Source organism: Bacteroides sp. UBA939, assembly GCF_002293435.1.
Taxonomy (GTDB): domain Bacteria; phylum Bacteroidota; class Bacteroidia; order Bacteroidales; family Bacteroidaceae; genus Bacteroides.
Window position 1 is genome coordinate 1 of sequence record NZ_DBDF01000064.1, and the last position, 625, is coordinate 625.

Annotated in this window: 1 protein-coding gene; it reads left to right on the forward strand. The window is 38.4% G+C overall.

Annotated features, from left to right (window positions below):
* Positions 1 to 194: 194 nt before the first annotated feature.
* Positions 195 to 590 carry a DUF1573 domain-containing protein gene (locus B2Z67_RS04170; RefSeq protein ID WP_291528562.1) on the forward strand — a complete coding sequence of 132 codons (396 nt, stop codon included), beginning with the start codon at positions 195 to 197 and terminating at the stop codon, positions 588 to 590.
* Positions 591 to 625: the final 35 nt, after the last annotated feature.

A 625-nucleotide genomic window follows, 5' to 3' on the forward strand; every position in this document is an offset into this window, starting at 1 on the left:
TTACCCTGATTTTAATTATAATTGCTTGCACCTGAAATGACGAAGAACCATTTTTCGTCAGCTGAGAATGTAATCAAATAGTACGCAACAGTACTTTCTGAGGCATATTTAATACATTTTTGCACTATAGATAGAGCTGTTTTCACAAAAACACCTTACCTTTGCATTTGGTGTAATACAAAAGAATAACAGATATGAAAAGAATTGTATTGTATATGTTTATGCTCATGTTGGGCATCGGTTATGTTTCCGCACAAGGAAAAGCTGACATTAAGTTTGACGAGACCACACATAACTTCGGTACGTTTTCTGAAAACGACCCAGTTGTAAGTTGTGCGTTTACGTTCACTAATGTAGGGGATGCTCCGTTAGTGATACATCAGGCTGTCGCTTCTTGCGGATGTACAGTGCCTGAATATACTCAGGAACCTATAGCACCCGGCAAAACCGGAACCATTAAGATTACTTATAATGGAGCCGGCAAATATCCTGGACACTTCAAGAAGTCAATCACTCTGCGTACAAACGCGAAAACAGAAATGATGCGGCTCTATGTAGAAGGAGATATGACCCCGAAAGAAACTAAATAAGTATCTTTCCGTAATAAGAAGCTGTTTTGAATTTA

Bases quoted from the DNA above. Each gene is read 5' to 3' on its own strand.
- B2Z67_RS04170 (WP_291528562.1), top strand. From the start codon at position 195: ATGAAAAGAATTGTATTGTATATGTTTATGCTCATGTTGGGCATCGGT.